Origin of the sequence: Streptomyces smyrnaeus (assembly GCF_017676345.1) — a bacterium.
GTDB lineage: Bacteria > Actinomycetota > Actinomycetes > Streptomycetales > Streptomycetaceae > Streptomyces > Streptomyces smyrnaeus.
In genome coordinates this window covers 128908-146016 of the sequence record NZ_JAFFZM010000006.1, presented here as the reverse complement: position 1 = coordinate 146016, position 17109 = coordinate 128908, and the positions used below count along the sequence as shown (strand labels likewise).

The window sequence follows — 17109 nt, the reverse complement described above, 5'->3', positions numbered from 1 at the left end:
CGGGACGCCTTCGGCCCCCCTCGCGTCCCGGGCCGTGCCGTGCCGGTTCCGCTCACCGGTTCCGGCGGGCCGGCGGTGGGGCGGCCGAACGCTGGAAGGGCGGGTCCAGCAGCTGTGCTTCGACGACTTCGCGGGCCACCTGGTGCAGCGGCCGCTGCTGGGAGCGGGCGTAGGCGCGCAGCGTACGGAAGGCGTCGTCGACGGAGCCGTTCCGGCGCTCCGCGAGGACCCCCTTGGCCTGCTCGATCACCACCCTGCTGCCGAGCGCCCGCCTCAGCTCGGCGCCCCGGCGCAGCGCGGTCCGGTGCGCCAGGCCCAGCGCGCATGCCCTGGCCAGTGCGGTCAGTGCGGCAGTGGCGGCCGGGCCGAGGGGCGTCTCCTCGTCGAGGTGGACGACGAGCACGCCCGCGCCCGCGCCATGGTCCGACCGGACGTCCGGCAGCGCAACGGTGTGCACGGCGCACACGCCCGCCTCCAGCGCGGCCGGGGCGTACCGGGGCCACCTGGCGGCGGCGCCGTTCAGCGGCAGGGTGGACAGGGCGGTGCCGGTGCGCAGGGTGTCGGTCGCCGGGCCCTCGCACTGCTCGTGCTCCACGTGCCGCAGCCGCGCCGCGCGGGCGCCGCTGTACCCGTGGCGCACCGGGTCGGCCTCCGACGGGGCATCGAGGAGCGCCGCGGTCTCGCAGGCGCGGCCCTCCCGGGCGAGGCGGTGGCGGGCGTGGACGGCCAGCGCGGTCAGCTTCGCGTGGCTGCCGTCCGCCTCAGCGGCGCCGGGCAGGGCATCGTCAGGCGCGGCGCCGTCGGCGGCGCCGTCGGCGAGCTCCAACAGCGCACCGGCGAACTCGGCTTCGCGTGCGTCCGCCTCCGAAGGTGCGGCCGCCGCGCGGGAGCTGGGCACAGACATGTTCACTCCGGTCCTGTTCTGCTCCGTAACTGCCCCGCCGTGTTCCGCTCCGTGACCGCCCTGTCGAATCCGTCAAGTCGGGCCCTCCCGTACGGTTCGGGAGGAAGGGCGCGCGGCAGGCAGGGGCCAGAACAGCGCGCGGCTCGTGCACGGCGCAAGCGGTGCACGACCACCGTGTCGTTTTCCGGTCACCCGCTTCGCGATGGGGGCTGTGCCGAAGCGCCGCGCGGGCCTAGCATCGCCCACGGAGAAGGGAAGGACCGGCCCACGTCCCACACGAGGAGGTACGGGGCCATGGAAGACCCTGTACGCCGCATCCGGATGCGGACCTCGGACCCCCGGGAGGCCGAGGAGTTCCTGCGGCAGACGTACACCGAGCACACCCCGCAACTCTTCGGCGACCTGGACCGGTTCAGGTTCGATGCCGCGCTCACCCAGGCGGGCGCGATCGGCGTGGAGCGCCTCGCGCACTCGATGCGGGTGCGGGCCGAGGCCGAACCGCACCACTGCGTCTATGTGGTGCAGGTGCTCGGCGGCACGCTGGAGGTCAGCGCCGGGCGGAACGAGCTGCGTTCGGGCCCCGGTGATCTGCACCTGTGCGACCCGTACGCGCCGACGCTGGTGCACTGGGACAACGTGCGGCTGGGCGTCGTGCGGATCGGGCTGCGCGAGGTGGAGCAGGTCGCCGCGGAGCTGGCCGGCACGGATGAGGCGACGGCACGCTTCTCCTTCGCGCGCCCCCTGTCGCCGGAGCGGGCACGCTACTGGCAGTCCGTGGTCCGCCACGTCAGCCACGATGTGCTGGGCAACCCACAGGCGGCGGGCAGCCCGCTGATCCTGGACGAGGCGGCGCGCCTGCTGGCCACGGCGGCGCTGGCGACCTTCCCGCACGATTCCGCGGAGCGGTCCCGGCTGCCGTCGCCCGGCTGGCTGGCCCCCGCCGCGCTGCGCCGGGCCATGGCCTACATCGACGCCAACGCGGCGCGACCGCTCACCCTGCGGGAGATGGCGGCAGCCGCCCGCACCAGTCCGCGCGCGCTGCAGCACGCCTTCGCGCGGCACTGCGGGACCACGCCGACCGCCTATCTGCGCCGGGTCCGGCTGGAGGGGGCGCACCGCGATCTGCAGGCGGCCGACCCGTCGTCGCACGCGACCGTCGCCGCGGTGGCCGCGCGCTGGGGGTTCGCCAAGCCGGGCCGGTTCGCGAGTCAGTACCGGACGCGGTACGGGGTCTCCCCCAGCCACACGCTCCGCAGCTGAACGCAGCAGCGGCCGGACTCCCCGCGCCTCGGCCCGGTCCGCCCAAAAGCCGTGGCCCCCGCAATGCCGCCTGTGACAAAGTCCCGGCCGTGACCCACGACAGCATCCGTATCACCCCGCTCGCCGAGCGCCCCGAACTGACCGGCCGGCTCTACGACATCGCCGAGGACTGGCCCGCCTTCATCGCGCACGAACCGGTCGCCGCTGCCCTGCTCCAGCGGGTCCCGGAGGACTTCCCGCACCACTGCGTCGTCGCCACCGACGGCGACCGCGTCGTCGCACGCGGGTTCAGCGTCCCCTTCAACGCCCGCCTGGACGGCCGTGAGGAGACCCCCGACCAGGGCTGGGACCGGGTGCTGGGGTGGGCGTACACCGATCGCCGGCTCGGTCACCCGGCCACGGCCGCGAGCGCGCTGGAGATCACCGTCGACCGGGCCCACTTGGGCCGCGGGCTCTCGTACCGGATGCTGGAGGCCCTGTACGCGACGGCACGCGAGCAGGGGCACCGGACCCTGCTGGCCCCGGTACGTCCGACGGCCAAGCATCTGCGGCCGGACATGCCGATGGCGGACTACATCCGCGAGCAGCGCCCCGACGGGTTGCCGACCGACCCGTGGCTGCGCGTACACGTGCGGGCAGGCGGAATCGTGGAGAAGGTCGCGCCCGCGTCCATGACGATGGGCGCCTCCCTCGCCCGGTGGCGGGAGTGGACCGGACTGCCGTTCGACAGCGCCGGTCCTGTGCTGGTGCCCGGCGCGCTGGTGCCGGTGCAGTGCGATCCGGTGCACGGGTACGCGGTGTACACCGAGCCGAACGTGTGGGTACGGCACCGGCTGGGATGACGGGCCGGGCGTATCCGGTCCCGGCTCCGTTCAGTCCACAGCCCGGCGCAGCCGCCACAGCCATGTCGTCTCGGCCGCTCTGGCCGCGTGCAGGGGCGCTTCCGGGTCACTGGCCCGGCCGTGCCGGGGCCGGGCGTCGAGCCGGTCGACGACCCGGAGACCGGCGTCCGCGATCCACTCCAGCAGCTGCTCGCGCGGGCGCAGCCCCAGATGCTCGGCGAGGTCGGAGAGGATCAGCCAGCCCTCCCCACCCGGCGCGAGCCGTTCGGCGAGCCCGCCGAGGAACCCGCGCAGCATGCGGCTGTCCGGGTCGTACACCGCCTGCTCCAGCACGGAGGTCGGTTTGGCGGGCAGCCACGGCGGGTTGCAGACGGCGAGATCGGCCTGCCCGTCGGCCTCGGGCGGGAACAGGTCGGCCCGGACGACCTCCACCGCGCGGGCCACGCCGAGCCGTGTCACGTTCTCCCGCGCGCAGGCCAGCGCGCGCTCGCCCACATCGGTCGCGACCACCCGGCCCACGCCTCGCCGGGCCAGGACCGCCGCGAGGACGCCGGTGCCGGTACCGACGTCGAAGGCGACGAGCCCACCCGCCTCCTGGCGGGGCAGCGGTGCCTGTGCCACCAGGTCGACGTACTCGCCGCGCACCGGTGAGAAGACGCCGTGGTACGGGTGGATCCGCTCGCCGCCCAGCGCGTCGACGACCACCCCTTTACGGCGCCACTCGTAGGCACCCAGCACGCCCTGCAGCTCGCGCAGGGAGACCAACTCCAGGTCACCGACAACGCCGTCGGCGGTGCCGTACGCCGCCGCACAGGCCGGGCCCACATCGGGTGCGCGGCGCAACGGCACGGCGTACGAGCCGCCGGGCGCGATCTCCAGCGGGACCAGCAGCATGCCCAGGACCCGGGCGCGGCGGGAGCGTGCCTGCCGGTAGAGGTGGAAGCTCTCACGGGGCGTGGCACCCTGCTTGGGCGGCTTGCGGTCCACCCGGCGGCCGAGGGCCGCCAGCAGTTGCCGGGCGCCGTGGTAGTCGCCGCGCCACAGCAGTGCGGTTCCCTCGCAGACGAGCTTGTAGGCGATGTCGGCGGCCATCCGGTCGTCGGCGACGGCGATCCGCCGCGGCGCCCGCGCCCCGCTCTCGGACCGCCATACGGCAGTACGCCGCCGACCGCCCTCTTCCCAGCTGACGGTCCCGGCCCCGGCCTTCGACTGTGCGCTCACCGCACAACCGTAACCGCGCGCGACGACACCCCCGTCCGCACTGCCCGGCCCTATCCGCGCGAGGTGCGTACGGCCCCCATGCTGGCCGCCACCACCAGCGCGATGGCCAGCAACTGCGCCGGGCCCAGGTGCTGGCCCAGCACCAGGAAGCCCGCGGTCGTGGCGGCGACCGGCATCAGGCTCATCAGCACCGCGAAGGTCGCCGCCGGCAGCCTGCGCAGGGCGAGCATCTCCAGGGTGTAGGGCAGCCCGGAGGAGAGCACCGCCACCGCGGCGCCGAGCCCCAGCGTGACCGGGTCCAGCAGCGCCGTTCCCGCGCTGATCACCCCCAGGGGGGCGCTCACCAGCGCGCCGATGCCCATGGCGAGCGCCAGCCCGTCGACCTTGGGGAAGCGCGCTCCGGTACGCGCGTTGAACAGGATGTAGGCCACCCACATCGCCCCCGCCGCCAGCGCGAAGGCCACACCGCCGACGTTGAGCCGGCCGAAGTCGCCGGCCGCCAGCAGATGGACACCGACCGCCGCCAGGGCCGCCCAGGCCAGGCTGATCAGGCGCCGCGAGGCGATGACGGACAGTACGAGCGGGCCGAGGAGTTCGAAGGTGACGGCGGCGCCCAGCGGAATGCGGTCGATGGCCTGGTAGAAGAGGCTGTTCATGGTGCCGAGGGCCACCCCGAGCCCGGCGACCGCCAGCCAGTCCGCACGCGTGTAGCCGCGCAGCCGGGGCCTGAAGAGGGCCAGCAGCAGCACCGCGGAGAAGATCAGCCGCAGCGCCACCACGCCCAGTGCTCCGGCACGGGGGAAGAGCAGCGCGGCCACGGCGGAGCCGAACTGCAGCGAGAAGGCGCTGCCCAGCACCAGCCCGACCGCGCCCAGCCGGGCCCGCGGAGCGCCGGCTGCGGACGCGCCGGTGCCGGCTGTGCTACCCGAGGCGGGGGCGGCGGGTTCGGCAGCGCGGTCGGCGGCGGTCATGCACGACACGCTAAAGGTCCTCGGTCGATTGCGTGAAATGGGCTGACCAGCCTCTTCTCCGCCGCCGTGAACTGCGGGGAACCGACTGATCACGGCATACGTTGAGCAAGTACCGGAGCCGATCCGGCCGGTACAGCCGCACACGACGGAGGCAGGACCATGGCAGGCTTTCTCGACCGCGCCAAGGAACAGGCTCAGCGGGGCCTCGCGCAGGGCAAGGGGAAGATGGAGGAGGTCCAGGCCCAACGCGCCGGCAACGACCTGCTGCGTCGTCTCGGCGCCGCCTACTACGCGGAGCAGAACGGTACGGGCTCGGCCCAGGAGGTGCAGCGGGCCCTCGCCGCCGTCCAGGAGCACGTGGCCCAGAACGGCGACGCCTTCCTCAAGAGCTGACCCGGCCCGTCACAGGGCTGACGGGGCCACCGGGTCCGGCTCACCCGAAGCGGACGCGGTGCAGCATCAGCAGCGCCGCGGCCATGTTCGCCGCGGGGACCTCCCCCGCGGCGATGAGGTCGGGCACCTCCTTGAGCGGGACCCACTCGCGCTTCTCGGACTCGAAGTCGTCCTCGGGCGGCCCCACGTACTCGGCGCTCGGCGACCAGTAGATGTGGTGCCGCGCGTCGGTCAGTCCGTTGGACGGCTCGACGGTCATCAGATGGCGCAGCGGTCCGGGGCGCCAGCCCGTCTCCTCCACCATCTCCCGGGCGGCGGCCTCGACGAGGTCCTCGCCCTCCTCGACGATGCCCGCCGCCAGTTCCCACCCCCAGCTGTCCGTGATGAAGCGGTGCCGCCACAGCAGCAGCACCTCGTTGCGCTCGTTGACCGCGGTCGCCACGGCGACGGGCCGCAGCCGGATCAGATAGTGATCCAGATGCCGCCCGTTCGGCAGCTCCACGTCCGCCAGATTCACCCGAAGCCACTGGTTCTCGTACACAGTGTGTTCACCCAGGTTCTTCCATCGCACGTATGTGCCCCCTTCCCGACGGAGGTTGGGCACATCCCAGCATGTCGTGCGCTCCCACTGACAGAGGCACTCCGCGCGCCCCGGCTCAGAACGGAACGCTCAGCGAGTCCTCGATGAGCTTCGCCGCCTTGGCCGCTGAAGTCCCGGGGTGCTGCTCCAGCCGCTTCCTGACCCTGCGCATGCGCCCGCGCAACCGCTGCGACTCGATGCCCTGCGCGGTGTCCACCATCTCCGCCGCGGTGACAGCCGCGCGCTCCGGTTCCCCGGCGTGCAGCGCCACGTCGGTGAGGGTGGCGAGCCGGTTGACGCGGCCACGGACGTGCGCGGGCGCACGCGCCGCCTCCTGCGCGTACCTGGCTGCGGCGGACAGCTCTCCCAGGAGGATCAGCGCCTCGGCCAACCGCACCTCGACCAGGCCCGGTTGGACGTAGCTGGTCTCCTCCGGCTCCTCCTCGGGACGGATGCGCTCGGAGTACGCCTCGGCACGGCGCATGCAGTCGTACGCGTTGGGCCGGTCGCCCAGCCGCGCGTACGCGCCGGCCTGCATCGCGTACACATCCGTGGCGAGCGCGGGGCTGATGTGCGCCCCGGTGGTACGCAGCACGGCCTGGGCGCAGGCCAGGGCATGGCGGCAGTCGCCGAGGAACAGCGCCTGGTTGACCAGGAGGGCGACCACATAGCCGCCGAAGAGCAGGTCGCCGGAGGCCTTGCCCAGCCGCAGCGCCTGGTGGAAATAGCGCTGGGCCAGCCCTTGCGCGTCGGCGTCGTAGGCGCAGATGCCGCTGATGGCCGCCAGCGAACCGGCGGCGCGGCACAGTTCGCGGCCCGTGGTGTCGTTGTAGCTGCCGCGCAGCAGGGGGGCGACCTCCCCGTTGAGGAAGCCGACGACCCGGGCGCGGGTGGCGACCCCGCCCGCGTTGCGGTACAGGTGCTCGTAGTGGCCGCGCGCGGAGTGCAGTACGCCGACGTCCGCGCCGGTGACCTCGGGGCCGCCGGCGTGCGAGACGTCCCGGTCCTCGGGCGGGTTCTCCCACTCCCACACCGGTGCGACAGCGGCGGCACCGGTCAGCAGGGAGGGTCCTGGCCAGTCGCTGTGCACCTGGTCGGAGCGCCACAGCGAGGCGGCGCGCTCCATGAACCGGCCCAGTCCCGCCTCCGCGCTGCCGAGGGGGGCGCCGAGGGGCCGCCCGGCCGCCGTGACATCCATACCGATGTCACTGAGGGTGAGGGTCCTGCCGAGTTGGCGGCCGAGGACCTCACAGATCAACTCGGGGACCCTACCGCGCGGACGCTGTCCCTTCAGCCAGCGTGCCACGGCCGTGTGATCGTAACGCAGGGTTATCCCTGCGTGGTTTCCTAATCGATTGACTCTTGTCGCGAGACCAGCGCGGGACATCCCTGCCTGGTCAAGGAGCGCGTCCAGTTGACTGTTGGGCTCCATGCCGCCCTCCGTCGGGTCCAACGTCTTGTTTCGCAGAGTAACGGACCTGCATTCACACGGGGTGTGAAAGCACCACGCAGTCGTGCGCCCGGCACATGCTCCCGAAGCCGCGAGCGATGCGCTTACCTGAAACCGTCCGCGTGCATGACAGCACATTCAGCACACGGAGAGCTACGGAAAGACATCACTTGATTCCGGAAGTGAGGCAGAACGGTGAACGATCCCATCAGGTTCGAGCTCGGGAACGCCCATGCGTCCCGCTGACCCCGCACGTGCCACGGCGTACCCGAACACCCGGTCCCGCAGCCGCACCCCCAACCGCGCGCTGCGCGCCCTGCTGGAGGAGACCGAGTGGACGCAGGCGGCGTTCGCGCGCGCCCTGGCTCGTCTCGGCGCCGAGGTGGGCATCCACCTTCGGTACGACAGAACTTCAGTCGCCCACTGGCTGCGCGGCAGCCGCCCCGACCCCCGGGTGCAGCACCTCATGGCGGAGGCGCTCTCGCGCCGCCTCGGCCGCCGGATCACGGTGGAGGACCTGGGGATGAACGGCGCGCGCGGCGGACACCCGGGGGCGGCGACGCGCCGCCGCGGCTCGGGGTCCCCCCGTACGGGGGCCGGCGGAGGCGACGACGACGCCTCCGATACGGGCGGGAAAGCGCGCCGCCCCGGCGCGGCGCCCCCGGACCCGGAGCGCCGAGCCCCCCTGCGGCCCGCCCCGGGCACCGGGGAGCCCCACTTGCCGGCCGGCCCAAAGGCGGAGGCCGGTGCCCGGGAACACCCGGTGGACAGTGCGCTGTTCGGGCTCGGCAGACCGTCCCACCCCGCAGACCAACTCACCGCGCTCACCGCTCCGGTGGTACCGCCGCCCCGTGCGGACGCCCCTCCCCCGGCGCCGTACACCCTGCGGTTGCTGGCCGAGACGGTGAGCCGCCCCGAGGACGGGCCCGGGGACCGGCGGGAGGGCGCACCCACTCCGGCCCCGCTACCGGGCGCGCGCAACACCTGTACGGCACGCGGCTCGCGCCCCCTCAGCAGTCCGGGACCGGGCGAGGTGGCCTCCGTCCACGAGCACGCCAGGTTCTTCACGCTCCAGGCGGACCGGTACGGCGGCGGCCACATCCGTACCTCGCTCGCCGCCTACCTCTCCGGGCTGGTGCGCACCCTGCGCTGCGGGGAGGAGGGCGTGCACCACCGGGGGATGCAGGCGGGCGCCGCACGGCTCAGCTATCTGCTGGCCCGGGTCTACGCCGACGAGCACCGGCACGGCCTCGCCCAGCGCGCCTTCCTCACCGCCGCCGAACTCGCCGAGGAGGCCGCCGACCCGGAGGGCGTGGCGCTGGCCCGCCGCGCGCTCAGCTCACAGGCGCACCAGCTGGGGCACCCCCGGGCGAGCCTCGCGCTCGCCGAGGCGGCCCTGGCGGCGGCACCGGCCGACACCGACCCCTCGGCCCGCGCGTTCCTGTACGCGGGGCTGGCCGTCGCCGACGCGGCGTGCGGCGACCGGGACCGGGCGCTGGACGCGCTGGGCCGCGCCGAGCGCCAACTGGCCCGCGCCCCCGTCGATCTGACGAGCGGCCCCGAGAGCCCGAGCGGCGAGCCGGTCGGCACCTACCAGAACGCGGCGCTGCTCTACCAGTCCAGCCAGGTGCGGGCCGCACTGGGCGACCGCGAGGGCGCCATCCACGACCTGCGCGCCTCGTTGCACTCGCGCCCCACCGGCGAGCGCCGCACGCGCGCCCTGTGCCAGGCGGAGCTGGCCGAACTGCTGCTGGCCAGCGGGCGGCTGGAGGAGGCCTGCGCCGTCTGGAGCGGCTTCCTGGAGGTTTCGGCACAGGTGCGCTCGGGCCGGGTACTGGCCGCCCGCGCCCGGATACCCGGGCTGCTGCGCCCCTACGCGCGCGACCGGCGGGTGCGTTCACTCCTCGTTCAGGCGAACCCTCCTACGGGTCGGGGGGATGGCGGCTAGAAGCAGCACGGGAACGGGTATGAGGTGGGGGCACACTCCGGCAGCGGCATCGAGGACCGGACACCCAGCAGACGGGGGCGACCATGGCCACACCCATCACCGCGACCGCTTTCGTCCAAGCGCTCAAGAAGGAGGGCGTACAGGTCGAGGAGGTCCGTGACTGGCGCAACCACAACCGCAATCAGCAGGGGCCGTGGGGCCCGGTGCACGGCATCATGATCCACCACACGGTCACCAGCGGCTCGGCCGAAACGGTCGATCTGATCTACGACGGCCGTCCGGAGCTGCCCGGTCCGCTCTCGCACGGCTGCATCACCAAGGACGGGACCGTTCATCTGACGGGCCACGGCCGGGCCAACCACGCGGGCTCCGGCGATGACGACGTACTGCGCGCCGTCATCGCCGAGCGCGCCCTGCCCGAGCCGAACCAGCAGAACACCGACGGCAACCGGTATTTCTACGGCTTCGAGTGCGAGAACCTCGGAGACGGCAAGGACCCGTGGCCGGGCGAGCAGCTGGACGCGATCGAGCGCGCCGCGGCGGCCCTGTGCCGGCACCACGGATGGGGGGCCCGCTCGGTGATCGGCCATCTGGAGTGGACGGATCAGAAGAGCGATCCGCGCGGCTTCACCATGGACGCCATGCGCGAGCGGATCGCCGAGCGCCTGAAGTGAGGGCCCGGGCGGCGCCCCGTGGACCGGTGACCACAATGGAAGGGTGCCGCCCCAGCCCGACCCCCTCGCCCCGCTCGCCCCGCGTCTTCCTTCCCCGCTGCAGGAGGTCGACGACGAGCGGTTCGCCCGTCGGGGGCTGCGGCTCCTCCTCAAGCGCGACGACCTCATCCACCCCGCACTCCCCGGTAACAAGTGGCGGAAACTCGCCCCTAACCTGCGGTCGGTGGCCGAGACCAGCCACCGCCGGCTGCTGACCTTCGGCGGGGCCTACTCCAACCACCTTCGGGCCACCGCGGCGGCGGGCCGGCTGCTCGGGCTGCGCACGGTCGGGGTGGTGCGCGGGGACGAGCTCGCCGACCGCCCGCTGAACCCGTCCCTGGCCCGCTGCGCCCGGGACGGCATGGTGCTGCACTTCGTCTCGCGCGCCGACTACCGCCGTCGCGCCGACCCGGCGTTCCACGACGCACTGCGCGCCCGCTTCGGCGCGTGCGCCGTCGTCCCCGAGGGGGGCAGCAACGCGGCTGCCGTACGCGGGTGCGCCGTGCTGGGCGAGGAGCTGCGCGGGCGTACCGATGTGGCGGCCGTCGCCTGTGGCACCGGTGGCACCCTGGCCGGTATGGCGGCGGGTCTTTCCGCAGGTCAGCGCGGTCTGGGTGTGCCTGTACTGAAGGGCGGGTTCCTCGCGGGCGAGGTCGCGCGGCTGCAGCGGGAGGCCTTCGGCGGGCCACGCGGCGACTGGTGGCTGGAGGAGGGCTTCCACGGCGGCGGCTACGCCAGGGTGAGTGCGGAGCTGTCCCGGTTCGCGCTGGACTTCGCCGAGCGCCACGGTCTGCCCGCGCTGGACGAGATCTATGTGGCCAAGCTCTTGTTCGCCCTCACACAGCTCGCGGACGCGGGCGCCTTCCCGAGCGGCAGCACGGTGACGGCGGTCGTGACGGGGCGGCACCACCCCCAGAGCGGTAACCCAGAGTAAGAAAATTCGTCACGCTCCGCACCCGTCAATGTGCCGCATCTCCCGATATGTTGACTCTCGGTAGTCATCCCTCGCATCCCTCAGGCAACTCCGGTCCATCCCGGGTCGCCCACAGGGGCGGGTTTCGGCCCTTGTCGGAGGGTGTGCCGCAGGGGGCTATGAACGCATCAGGTGACGGGTATTGACATGACAGGCCCTTCCAGCGACACCCGGGAACCCGGCGATACGGGTACACAGGGTGGCCGCCGGAGTCCTGGGAACCGACCGGGAAAGCGGCCCCCGGTAGCCCCATAAGACCAACACAGCGTAATCGCGGTGGATTTGGGGCCTCCAACCCCTAGCCACAGACAGTGCCCATATGTTTACTATGGGTGACGCTCGCGAATGAGGCGGCAGTGATCGGTGCGTGCGGCATCGTGACACGGATCGCGATAGCGTCACTGACGAAACGAACCAACAGCCGCTTCGGCCCGCGAGGCCCAACCGGCTCGTGCCACCTTGGAGGTGAGGGTGTCCCAGATCGCAGGCGAGCCCGCGTCGCAGGACTTCGTCGAGGTCCGGCTGCCGGCGGCGGGTGCCTATCTGTCGGTGCTGCGGACGGCCACCGCCGGGCTCGCGGCCCGCTTGGACTTCACCCTCGACGAGATCGAGGATCTGCGGATCGCCGTGGACGAGGCGTGCGCGATCCTGCTTCAGCAGGCCGTCCCCGGCTCCGTGCTCAGTTGTGTCTTCCAGCTCGTCGGCGATTCGCTGCACGTCACCGTCTCGGCGCCGACGACCGATGGCCGTGCCCCCGAGCGCGACACCTTCGCGTGGACGGTGCTCTCGGCCCTGGCCGGTGAGGTGGGTTCAGCAGTGTCGGATGACCGTACGGTCAGCATCAGCCTGCACAAAAAGCGCGGTGCGGGGCCCGGAGCGTCGTGACCGAGCACGAGGCAAGTCAGATGTGGTCAGGCCGCCCGGGGGCGGTCTCCCGGGGTGTTCCCGAACAACAGCCCCGGCCGCACCCGGCCGACCCCAGCATGCAGCGACCCAAGCAGGCAGAGCGGGCGGACGCTATGGACCAGCAGCAGCACGAGCGGCGTGAGCGGGCCGCAGGTGACTCCCGCGCATTCGATCCGGCCGAGCGCGGCGGTGCGCGCGCGCTCTTCATCGAACTGCGGAAGTTGCCGGACGGCCCCGAGCGCGCCGAGCTGCGCAACCATCTGGTGCGTATGCATCTGCCCCTCGTCGAGCATCTGGCCCGCCGCTTCCGCAACCGCGGCGAGCCGCTGGACGACCTGACGCAGGTCGCGACGATCGGTCTGATCAAGTCGGTGGACCGCTTCGATCCCGAGCGCGGCGTCGAGTTCTCGACGTACGCGACACCCACGGTTGTCGGCGAGATCAAACGTCACTTCCGCGACAAGGGCTGGGCCGTGCGCGTGCCCAGGCGCCTCCAGGAGCTGAGGCTCTCCCTCACCTCCGCGACGGCCGAGCTCTCCCAGCAGCACGGGCGGGCTCCGACCGTGCACGAGCTGGCCCAGCGGCTGGCGATCTCCGAGGAAGAGGTCCTGGAGGGCCTCGAATCGGCGAACGCCTACAGCACCCTGTCGCTCGACGTGCCCGACACCGACGACGAGTCCCCGGCCGTCGCCGACACCCTCGGCGCCGAGGACGACGCCCTGGAGGGCGTCGAGTACCGGGAATCCCTCAAACCCCTGTTGGAGGAGTTGCCGCCGCGGGAGAAGAAGATCCTGCTGCTGCGGTTCTTCGGCAACATGACCCAGTCGCAGATCGCCCAGGAGGTGGGCATCTCCCAGATGCACGTCTCCAGACTCCTGGCCAGGACCCTGGCCCAGCTGCGGGACCGCCTGCTGGTCGAGGAGTGACCTGCCCCCTGCCCACCGGGCAGGGGGTCTTTCATCCGGGGCCGATCCCCAGGGCCTCGGTGGCCTTCGGGTTCACCAGACATCCCAGGACGGCGACGGCGGCCAGCGCCAGCGCGACGGCGGCGACGAGCAGTCCGCCCCCGTTCTGTGCCATCTGCCAGGCCACCGGGAGCGCGAGCAGCTGGACGATCATCGAGGGGCCCCGGCTCCACCGGCGCCGCAGCCACAGCCCGCGTGCCGCCGCCAGCGGCAGTACGGACAGCGCGAGCACGGTCACGGCCAGGGTGGCGGCCTGGACCATGTCGTCGGGCCGCCCGGTGACCAGCAGCACGAGGGAGATGAGCCCGAACCCGGCGACGACCAGTCCTTCGGCACCGGTCACCACAGCGGCGGCCACGACCCTGCGCGGCCCACGCACCTTCGTCACCGTCTCCCTCGCATCTTCCGTATCCGTCCCGACGCCCGTCCGGGTCAGCCTCTCGCTCACATATGCAGCGTAGCCCTCCGTGCGGGTACCTCACGGCGGGCGGCCGGGGGCGGAGGGGGTGGGCCGTGTACCCCGCGGTAGGTACGCTCACACCATGCGCGCACTACTCGTGGTCAACCCGGCAGCCACCACCACCAGCGCACGGACCCGTGATGTGCTGGCGCATGCGCTCGCCAGCGACCTGAAGCTGGAGGTCGCGACCACCCAGTACCGGGGACACGCGCGGGACCTCGCCCGCCAGGCGGCCCAGGGCGGCACCGCCGAGCTGGTCATCGCGCTGGGCGGGGACGGCACGGTCAACGAGGTGGTCAACGGCCTGCTGCACGACGGGCCCGACCCGGAGCGGCTGCCGCGGCTGGCGGTGGTCCCCGGCGGCTCCACCAATGTGTTCGCGCGCGCACTGGGCATGCCCAACGACGTGGTGGAGGCGACCGGGCATCTGCTGGACGCGCTGGAGGCGGGCTCGGAGAGAACGATCGGCCTGGGCATCGCCGGCGGTGTGCCGGGCACGGACGACGCCGAGATCCCCGACCGCTGGTTCACGTTCACGGCCGGCCTCGGGTTCGACGCCGGGGTGATCGGCAGAGTCGAACAGCAGCGGGAGCGGGGGAAGCGCTCCACCCACCCCCTCTATGTGCGCCAGGTCCTGCGGCAGTTCCTGAACGAGCCGCACCGCCGCAACGGGACGATCACGCTGCGGCGGGAGGACGCCGAGCCGGTGACGGAGCTGTCGCTGTCGATCGTGTGCAACACCGCACCGTGGTCCTACCTGGGGAACAAGCCGCTCTACGCGGCGCCCGAGGCGTCCTTCGACACCGGTCTCGACGTGCTGGGCCTGCGCAGACTGACGCCGCTGGCGGTGAGCCGCTACGGCACCCAGCTGCTGACTTCCAGCCCGGAGCGGGGGCCGCGCGGCAAGCACGCGGTGACACTGCACGACCTCACCCGGTTCACCTTGCATTCGCAGGCGCCGCTGCCGTTTCAGATGGACGGTGACCACCTGGGACTGCGTACGAGCGTGAGCTTCACAGGCGTACGGCGTGCACTGCGTGTGATTGTGTAAGTGGAAGGGGCGAAAGTCCTTCCACTCGAACGTTTAGGCCAGGGTCCACCCCCTCGAATGACGGCTGTGAGCTAGTCGACACCAAGGATTCAAAAAAAAGTTTCCGGAAGGGGTTGTATCCGCCGCCGAGGTTTGCGAGTCTCTTCATGGCGATCGGGACGGCCCCGCCATCAGGGCCCCCTTGAGAGCCGGAATCCCTTTCTTTGACTCCAGTGGGACCCGCATCACATTTGTGAGGCCCCACTTCCCCCGTCGAGGGATTCGTGAAAGCGTTCACATTCACAAGCAAGCCACATCACGAGGAGAGGTAGCAGCCATGGACTGGCGTCACCACGCCGTTTGCCGCGAGGAAGACCCCGAGCTGTTCTTCCCCATCGGCAACACCGGTCCTGCGCTGCTGCAGATCGAGGAAGCCAAGGCCGTCTGCCGCCGCTGCCCCGTCATGGAGCAGTGCCTGCAGTGGGCTCTGGAGTCGGGTCAGGACTCCGGTGTCTGGGGTGGTCTCAGCGAGGACGAGCGCCGCGCGATGAAGCGCCGTGCCGCCCGCAACCGGGCGCGGAACAACGCCGCGACCGCCTGACGCCCAGCCCTGCACCAGCTGCACCCCCGAGACGCAGCGCGCAGCGCCCTCGGAGCGCGTATACGCAGAGCGTGAAAGCGCCGAGCACCCGTCCTGGCCCAAGGACCGGGTGCTCGGCGCTTTTCGTCTGCGCGGGCCGCTCAAGACCCCGCACATCAGCGCTTGTCCGCCTCCACCGGGAGGTCGAAGAGGACCCGGGTGCCGCCCGTGGTGCCCGGCAGCATGTCGAAGGTGCCGCCCAACTCCCCTTCCACCAGGGTGCGGACGATCTGCAGGCCCAGATTGCCGCCATTCTTGGCGTCGAACCCCTCCGGCAGGCCGCGTCCGTCGTCCTGCACGGTGACCAGCAGCCTCGCCTCGTCCTGCCCCGCGGCCACCCCGCGGACGGCGTGCACCTCGATGGCGCCCTGGTCCTCGGGGCCGAAGCCGTGCTCGATGGCGTTCTGGAGAACCTCGGTGAGCACCATGGACAGCGGGGTGGCCACCTCCGCTCCGAGGATGCCGAACCGCCCCGTACGGCGCCCGGTGATGCGGCCGGGTGAGATCTCGGCCACCATCGCCAGCACCCGGTCGGCGATCTCGTCGAAGTCCACCCGCTCGTCCAGGTTCTGGGACAGCGTCTCGTGCACGATGGCGATGGAGCCGACCCGGCGCACCGCCTCGTTGAGCGCCTCCTTGCCCCGGTCCGAGTCCATCCTGCGGGCCTGGAGACGCAGCAGCGCGGCCACCGTCTGGAGGTTGTTCTTCACCCGGTGATGGATCTCCCGGATGGTGGCGTCCTTGGTGATCAACTCGCGCTCGCGACGGCGCACTTCTGTGATGTCGCGCAGCAGGATGAGCGAACCGATGCGCGTCCCCTTGGGTTTGAGCGGGATGGCGCGCAATTGCACGATGCAGTCGTTGGCCTCCACCTCCGCGCCGCGCGGCGCCCAGCCGCTGGCCAGCTTGACCATCGCCTCGTCCACCGGGCCGCGGGAGGGGGCCAGTTCGGCGGTGGCCTCGCCCAGGTGCAGTCCGACCAGATCGGTGGCCAGGCCCAGCCGGTGATAGGCGGACAGCGCGTTCGGACTGGCGTACTGGACATGGCCGTCGGCGTCCAGCCGGATGAGGCCGTCGCCGACGCGCGGCACATGGTCCATGTCCACCTCGTGCCCGGGGAACGGGAAGCTGCCCGCCGCGATCATCTGGGCGAGGTCGGAAGCGCTCTGGAGGTAGGTGAGCTCCAGCCTGCTCGGCGTGCGGACGGTCAGCAGATTGGTGTTGCGCGCGATGACGCCCAGCACCCGGCCCTCGCGGCGTACGGGGATGGACTCGACCCGCACCGGCACCTCCTCGCGCCACTCCGGGTCGCCCTCCCGGACGATCCGCCCCTCGTCCAGTGCGGCGTCCAGCAGCGGCCGGCGGCCCCGGGGCACCAGATGGCCGACCATGTCGTCCTGGTGCGAGGTGGGGCCGGTGTTCGGCCGCATCTGGGCGACCGAGACATAGCGGGTGCCGTCCAGGGTGGGCACCCACAGCACGAGGTCGGCGAAGGACAGATCGGCGAGCAGCTGCCACTCGGACACCAGCAGGTGCAGCCACTCGAGCTCCACGTCGGTCAGAGCGGTGTGCTGGCGTACGAGGTCGTTCATGGAGGGCACGGGGCCGAGGGTACGACAGGCCGGGGGGCGGGCGGACGGCGGTCGGGTCGCGGTGGAGAATCGACGGACAGAACCGTGCGATCCATAGACAGACCCCCGTGGTCTAGTCCAGAATCCTCCCGGAAGAACTTCTGCTCTCCCCGCACAGGAGGGCAGATCGAGGCCCGCGACGCTCTCTGCCCTGACAGCGCCCGGGTCTTGTGGCTCCGGGCTGCGGTGCCGGGCGGGTTGAGGGTCCCGCTCCGGCGCCGC

17 protein-coding genes are annotated in these 17109 nt (G+C 72.2%); 10 read left to right on the top strand and 7 right to left on the bottom strand.

Annotated features, from left to right (window positions below):
• Positions 1 to 52 precede the first annotated feature (52 nt).
• Positions 53 to 904: an ANTAR domain-containing protein gene (locus tag JW613_RS12060; protein WP_245225443.1), complete on the bottom strand. Its 852-nt coding sequence runs from the start codon at positions 902 to 904 to the stop codon at positions 53 to 55.
• A 294-nt stretch (positions 905 to 1198) separates the two neighbouring features.
• Here JW613_RS12060 and JW613_RS12055 point away from each other — a divergent pair, with 294 nt between their 5' ends.
• Together JW613_RS12055 and JW613_RS12050 are read left to right on the top strand one after the other, a co-directional pair.
• Positions 1199 to 2164 carry a helix-turn-helix transcriptional regulator gene (locus JW613_RS12055; protein ID WP_245225441.1) on the top strand — a complete coding sequence of 322 codons (966 nt, stop codon included), beginning with the start codon at positions 1199 to 1201 and terminating at the stop codon, positions 2162 to 2164.
• An 89-nt stretch (positions 2165 to 2253) separates the two neighbouring features.
• Positions 2254 to 3006: a GNAT family N-acetyltransferase gene (locus JW613_RS12050; protein WP_209210796.1), complete on the top strand. Its 753-nt coding sequence runs from the start codon at positions 2254 to 2256 to the stop codon at positions 3004 to 3006.
• Positions 3007 to 3036: 30 nt separating this feature from the next.
• On the opposite strand, the gene JW613_RS12045 is transcribed toward JW613_RS12050, so the two are convergent.
• Both JW613_RS12045 and JW613_RS12040 read right to left on the bottom strand, forming a co-directional pair.
• Positions 3037 to 4227 (bottom strand): methyltransferase, encoded by a 1191-nt coding sequence (locus JW613_RS12045; protein ID WP_209210795.1) that lies wholly within the window; start codon positions 4225 to 4227, stop codon positions 3037 to 3039.
• Positions 4228 to 4277: 50 nt separating this feature from the next.
• Positions 4278 to 5198, bottom strand: a complete 921-nt coding sequence (locus JW613_RS12040; RefSeq protein ID WP_209210794.1) for an EamA family transporter — start codon at positions 5196 to 5198, stop codon at positions 4278 to 4280.
• Between the two features lie 159 nt (positions 5199 to 5357).
• Between JW613_RS12040 and JW613_RS12035 the strand changes: the two genes are divergently transcribed.
• Positions 5358 to 5591, top strand: a complete 234-nt coding sequence (locus tag JW613_RS12035; RefSeq protein WP_185018100.1) for a hypothetical protein — start codon at positions 5358 to 5360, stop codon at positions 5589 to 5591.
• A gap of 40 nt (positions 5592 to 5631) precedes the next feature.
• On the opposite strand, the gene JW613_RS12030 is transcribed toward JW613_RS12035, so the two are convergent.
• Positions 5632 to 6162: an NUDIX hydrolase gene (locus tag JW613_RS12030; RefSeq protein WP_209210793.1), complete on the bottom strand. Its 531-nt coding sequence runs from the start codon at positions 6160 to 6162 to the stop codon at positions 5632 to 5634.
• An 85-nt stretch (positions 6163 to 6247) separates the two neighbouring features.
• Positions 6248 to 7603 carry an NsdA family TPR-like regulatory protein gene (locus JW613_RS12025; protein WP_209210792.1) on the bottom strand — a complete coding sequence of 452 codons (1356 nt, stop codon included), beginning with the start codon at positions 7601 to 7603 and terminating at the stop codon, positions 6248 to 6250.
• 250 nt (positions 7604 to 7853) lie between these two features.
• Here JW613_RS12025 and JW613_RS12020 point away from each other — a divergent pair, with 250 nt between their 5' ends.
• The 5 genes from JW613_RS12020 (at position 7854) to JW613_RS12000 (ending at position 13087) form a co-directional block, all read left to right on the top strand.
• On the top strand, positions 7854 to 9569 hold the full coding sequence (locus JW613_RS12020; RefSeq protein WP_209210791.1) for an NsdA family TPR-like regulatory protein: 1716 nt from the start codon (positions 7854 to 7856) through the stop codon (positions 9567 to 9569).
• A gap of 83 nt (positions 9570 to 9652) precedes the next feature.
• Entirely contained in the window at positions 9653 to 10243 is a 591-nt protein-coding gene (locus tag JW613_RS12015; protein WP_209210790.1) for an N-acetylmuramoyl-L-alanine amidase, read from the top strand.
• A gap of 43 nt (positions 10244 to 10286) precedes the next feature.
• On the top strand, positions 10287 to 11216 hold the full coding sequence (locus tag JW613_RS12010) for a 1-aminocyclopropane-1-carboxylate deaminase/D-cysteine desulfhydrase (RefSeq protein ID WP_209210789.1): 930 nt from the start codon (positions 10287 to 10289) through the stop codon (positions 11214 to 11216).
• A gap of 510 nt (positions 11217 to 11726) precedes the next feature.
• Positions 11727 to 12140: an ATP-binding protein gene (locus JW613_RS12005; protein WP_019354516.1), complete on the top strand. Its 414-nt coding sequence runs from the start codon at positions 11727 to 11729 to the stop codon at positions 12138 to 12140.
• A 20-nt stretch (positions 12141 to 12160) separates the two neighbouring features.
• The gene (locus JW613_RS12000; protein WP_209210947.1) at positions 12161 to 13087 is read left to right on the top strand and encodes an RNA polymerase sigma factor SigF; all 927 of its coding nucleotides are present in this window, start codon (positions 12161 to 12163) and stop codon (positions 13085 to 13087) included.
• Between the two features lie 31 nt (positions 13088 to 13118).
• On the opposite strand, the gene JW613_RS11995 is transcribed toward JW613_RS12000, so the two are convergent.
• A complete protein-coding gene (locus tag JW613_RS11995) occupies positions 13119 to 13574 on the bottom strand; it encodes a hypothetical protein (protein ID WP_372447934.1) in 456 nt (151 codons plus the stop codon).
• Positions 13575 to 13668: 94 nt separating this feature from the next.
• Here JW613_RS11995 and JW613_RS11990 point away from each other — a divergent pair, with 94 nt between their 5' ends.
• Both JW613_RS11990 and JW613_RS11985 read left to right on the top strand, forming a co-directional pair.
• Positions 13669 to 14637: a diacylglycerol/lipid kinase family protein gene (locus tag JW613_RS11990; protein ID WP_209210788.1), complete on the top strand. Its 969-nt coding sequence runs from the start codon at positions 13669 to 13671 to the stop codon at positions 14635 to 14637.
• A 316-nt stretch (positions 14638 to 14953) separates the two neighbouring features.
• Positions 14954 to 15217: a WhiB family transcriptional regulator gene (locus JW613_RS11985; protein ID WP_016469673.1), complete on the top strand. Its 264-nt coding sequence runs from the start codon at positions 14954 to 14956 to the stop codon at positions 15215 to 15217.
• Positions 15218 to 15372: 155 nt separating this feature from the next.
• Here JW613_RS11985 and JW613_RS11980 read toward each other — a convergent pair whose 3' ends face one another.
• A complete protein-coding gene (locus JW613_RS11980) occupies positions 15373 to 16848 on the bottom strand; it encodes a PAS domain-containing sensor histidine kinase (protein WP_099884036.1) in 1476 nt (491 codons plus the stop codon).
• Positions 16849 to 17109 lie beyond the last annotated feature (261 nt).

Bases quoted from the DNA above. Each gene is read 5' to 3' on its own strand.
- JW613_RS12060 (WP_245225443.1), bottom strand. From the start codon at position 904: ATGTCTGTGCCCAGCTCCCGCGCGGCGGCCGCACCTTCGGAGGCGGAC.
- JW613_RS12055 (WP_245225441.1), top strand. From the start codon at position 1,199: ATGGAAGACCCTGTACGCCGCATCCGGATGCGGACCTCGGACCCCCGG.
- JW613_RS12040 (WP_209210794.1), bottom strand. From the start codon at position 5,198: ATGACCGCCGCCGACCGCGCTGCCGAACCCGCCGCCCCCGCCTCGGGT.
- JW613_RS12035 (WP_185018100.1), top strand. From the start codon at position 5,358: ATGGCAGGCTTTCTCGACCGCGCCAAGGAACAGGCTCAGCGGGGCCTC.
- JW613_RS12025 (WP_209210792.1), bottom strand. From the start codon at position 7,603: ATGGAGCCCAACAGTCAACTGGACGCGCTCCTTGACCAGGCAGGGATG.
- JW613_RS12020 (WP_209210791.1), top strand. From the start codon at position 7,854: ATGCGTCCCGCTGACCCCGCACGTGCCACGGCGTACCCGAACACCCGG.
- JW613_RS12015 (WP_209210790.1), top strand. From the start codon at position 9,653: ATGGCCACACCCATCACCGCGACCGCTTTCGTCCAAGCGCTCAAGAAG.
- JW613_RS12000 (WP_209210947.1), top strand. From the start codon at position 12,161: ATGTGGTCAGGCCGCCCGGGGGCGGTCTCCCGGGGTGTTCCCGAACAA.
- JW613_RS11990 (WP_209210788.1), top strand. From the start codon at position 13,669: ATGCGCGCACTACTCGTGGTCAACCCGGCAGCCACCACCACCAGCGCA.
- JW613_RS11985 (WP_016469673.1), top strand. From the start codon at position 14,954: ATGGACTGGCGTCACCACGCCGTTTGCCGCGAGGAAGACCCCGAGCTG.
- JW613_RS11980 (WP_099884036.1), bottom strand. From the start codon at position 16,848: ATGAACGACCTCGTACGCCAGCACACCGCTCTGACCGACGTGGAGCTC.